Raw genomic sequence first — 3472 nt, forward strand, 5'->3', positions numbered from 1 at the left:
GCGTCCAGGCCGAGGCCGTCCAGGACGAGCTTGGCCAGGTCGTTCTGGACCCGGTGGGCGCGCAGGGCCTCGCTGAGGGAGGCGCGCACCCGCCCGTCGGCACGGGCCAGTTCGGCGTTGGCGGTACGGACGCCCTCCAGGGTCCGGGCGGTCCGGACGGCGCTGGCGGAGAGGTCGGCGAGGGAGCGCATGAGGGCGACCTCGTCGGGGGTGAAGTGGTGGATGCCGCGGGCGGCGACGTACAGGTGCCCGATGTGACGGCCGTCGGCGCACAACGGGACGCCGAGCACGGCCTGCAGGGCCTCGGCGTGCAGGACCTCGTCGAGGGCGGTGGCGTGGGTGGTGCGGTCGTCGGCGAGGTGGTCGGCGGTCCAGAAGGGGGCGGGCGGTTCGCCGGGAACGGCGGCGGGCACGGCCCCGGCGGGTATCCGGTAGCCGACGGTGAGGGCGCTGACCGCGCCGTCCGCGGTGGTGAGGGTGGCGTCGCCGGTGTCCTCGTCGACCAGGACGGTGCAGGCGAGGTCCATGTTGGTCATGAGGCGGGCCCGGCGGGTGATCAGGCGCAGGGTCTCGTCGAGGCTCCCCGGGCTGCTGAGGTCGCGTGCGGCGTCGACGAGGGCGGCGAGTTCGGCCTCGCGCCGACTGCGCCGTTCGAAGAGGGCGCTGACCTCGCGGGCCAGGAAGGTGGCACGTTCGAGCCGCTCGGTGCGCGCGGCTCCGGCACCGGCGCCGGAGCGGGCGCCGGCGAGGAGCTGGTCGTAGGCGCGGGCGGGTGCCTCGCCCGCCAGGAGTTCGAGGACGCGCAGTACGTCGTCCTCGGCCGTGGAGTCCTCCCCCGTCATCGCTACCCCCCTGGGACGAAATCGGCCGATCTGTTCGGTGGCCGGGAACGTAACGTCCGCCCGGAAGGGGCGTCAACCGGACTTCGGGCCTTCGCGGCCGCCGGGCAGGGTGGTGGCCGGAGCACCTCCGGCGGCCCCGGCGGGGCCTTCACCGGGTGCCCGCGCCACCTTGGCCCGTGCCCCGCCCCGGTCGTACGCTGACCGGTTCGCGCCGGGAGCGGGCCCCGGCCGTCCGGTACGGGCGGCCGTCCGCCGCGCGCGGATGCCGTACGGGGCACGCGCGGACGGCCGTGTTCCGGTGGGCCGCGAGCGGACCTCGGCCGGGGCTCCGGCGGATCTCGGGCGGCCGTGGTGTCGGCCGCGACCGCGCCCGGCGGGAGGACCTCCCGGATCGCGGCGCGGCCGGGCACGGCCGCCGGGTCAGGCCCGGACGCCGGTGAAGAGGCCGCGCCCGGAGGGACCGCCCTCCTGGAACTCCACGGCCAGTCCGGCGCGGGTGAAGGCCAGTTCGTAGGCGGCGCGGGTGAAGAGGGTGATGCGGTGGCTCTCGCTGAGGTGGGTGATGTCGCGGCCCGGTTCGGCGATGAGGTAGTGGACGTCGATGCGGGTGGCGTCGTCCTCCAGGCGCGAGTGGGAGACGCGGGAGATGGTCTTGCCCTCGGCCTCCACCACGGACGCGCCGATGTAGCCGGGGGTGAAGGTCTCGGGGAACCACCAGGGTTCGACGACGACGACCCCGCCGGCGGGGTCGAGGTGGGCGGCGAAGCGGGCGAGCGCGGCGTCGAGTTCGGCCTGGTCGCGCATGTGGCCGATGGAGCTGAACATGCAGGTGACGGCCGAGTAGGTGGCGTCGAGCGCGAAGTCGCGCATGTCGCCGGGGTGTACGGGGACGCCGGGGTTGCGGCGGACGGCGATCTCCCGCATGTCGGGGGAGAGTTCGAGGCCCTCGGCGGTGTCGAAGGCGGCCGTCAGGTGTTCGAGGTGCAGGCCGGTGCCGCAGGCCACGTCGAGCAGGCTGCGGGCGCCGGGCACGCGGGAGGTCACCAGGTCCGCGAGGTCGGCGGCCTCGCGGGCGTAGTCCTTGCCCTTGCCCTGGTGGACGAGGTCGTAGAGGCGGGCGATGCCGCCCGTGTAGCCGTCGTCCGGTCGGGCGGTGGCAGGGGCGGTGGCGGTGGTCACGTCGGGTCTCCTTGGCCGGGGCGGGGAGCGGTGGGGGAAGCGGAGCGGGCGGCGGCCCGGTGGCGGGCGGCGAGCCGTTCCAGGGTGGGGACGAGCGCGGCGGGTGACGGCGCGGCCAGGACCTCCTCGCGCAGCCGGCGGGCGGCCGCGGCGATGGAGGGGTCCGTGAGGGCCCGTACGACGGCTTCGCGCAGGGTGGTGGCGTCCAGCTTGGCGGGGGGCAGGTCGATGCCGGCGCCCTGTTCGGCGTGGAGCAGCGCCTTCAGCGGGGCGTCCCACAGGGAGCCGACGATGATCTGCGGCACGCCGTGCAGGGTGGCGGTGTAGCCGGTGCCCGCGCCGCCGTGGTGGACGACGGCGGAGCAGGTGGGCAGCAGGGCGTCCATGGGGACGAAGTCGACGGCCCGGATGTTGGCGGGCAGCGCGTCGCGGTCCTGGAGCTGGCTCGCGTCGAGGGTGGCGACGATCTCGGCGTCGATGTCGCCGAGGGCGTGCAGGAGTTCCTCGAAGGGGACGGCGTCGCGGCCGTAGGTCTCGCGCGCCGACACGCCGAGGGTGACGCAGACCCGGGGCCGGTCGGGCGGGGCGTGCAGCCAGCCGGGGATCACCGACGGCCCGTTGTACGGGACGTAGCGGACCGGCAGGACCTCGCCGGGCACCGGCAGGCGCAGGGCCCCGGGGGCCGGGTCGATGGTCCACATCCCGCCGATGAGTTCCTCGACGGCGGCGGCGTCGGGGGCGGGGCCGAACCGTTCCAGGGTCCAGGTGAGCCACTCGGCCATGGGGTCCTCGCGGAGCTCCTCGGGCCGGGCCGCGCTCAGTTCGAGGAACTGCCGGCGGGCGTGGGTGATGACGTCGGGCCCCCACAGCAGGCGGGCGTGGGCGGCGCCGACGACGTGCGCGGCGATCGGCCCGGCGTAGGTGAAGGGTTCCCACAGGACGAGGTCGGGCTGCCAGGCCCGCGCGAGGGCGACCATGTCGTCGATGGTCGTGTCGCCGTTGAGCGGAGCGAACGACATGGCCGTCATCATCGTCTGCTGCCCGAGGGCGTGCTCCCAGCCCAGCGGACCGCCGCGGGTCTCGGCGAAGTCGAGGCCCTGCTGGTAGGGGGTGGGATCGCCGCCGATCCGGGTCATCAGCTCGACGATGGAGTCGAGGTCTCCGACGGGTACCGCCGTCAGCCCCGACCCGTTGATCACCTCGGTGAGGGCGGGCTGGCTGGCGACCCGTACCTCGTGTCCGGCGGCGCGCAGCGCCCAGGCCAGCGGGACCAGGTTGTAGTAGTGCGTGTTGTGCGCGAAGCACGTGATCAGGACGCGCACGGCAGCGTCTCCTCCTCGGCTGCGTCGGCGGGATCGGCGGGATCGGCGGTGACCGGCCACAGGGCCGGGGCGCGCAGTACGGGCGAGCGCGGACGGACGACCGCCGCGCCGGCCGCGCGCAGCCCTGGC

3 protein-coding genes are annotated in these 3472 nt (G+C 75.3%); all 3 read right to left on the reverse strand.

From position 1 onward, the window contains the following. Positions 1–842, reverse strand: an 842-nt coding sequence (locus tag ABZW32_RS39255) for a GAF domain-containing protein (RefSeq protein ID WP_356225637.1), incomplete at its 3' end; no start/stop codon positions are given. A gap of 420 nt (positions 843–1262) precedes the next feature. After that, positions 1263–2021 (reverse strand): class I SAM-dependent methyltransferase, encoded by a 759-nt coding sequence (locus ABZW32_RS39260; protein WP_356225639.1) that lies wholly within the window; start codon positions 2019–2021, stop codon positions 1263–1265. After that, positions 2018–3343 (reverse strand): activator-dependent family glycosyltransferase, encoded by a 1326-nt coding sequence (locus ABZW32_RS39265; protein ID WP_356225641.1) that lies wholly within the window; start codon positions 3341–3343, stop codon positions 2018–2020. The genes ABZW32_RS39260 and ABZW32_RS39265 overlap by 4 nt, the downstream gene beginning before the upstream one ends. Between the last annotated feature and the right edge of the window lie 129 nt (positions 3344–3472).

This window comes from Streptomyces sp. NPDC004667 (assembly GCF_040609475.1).
In the GTDB taxonomy this organism is placed as follows: domain Bacteria; phylum Actinomycetota; class Actinomycetes; order Streptomycetales; family Streptomycetaceae; genus Streptomyces.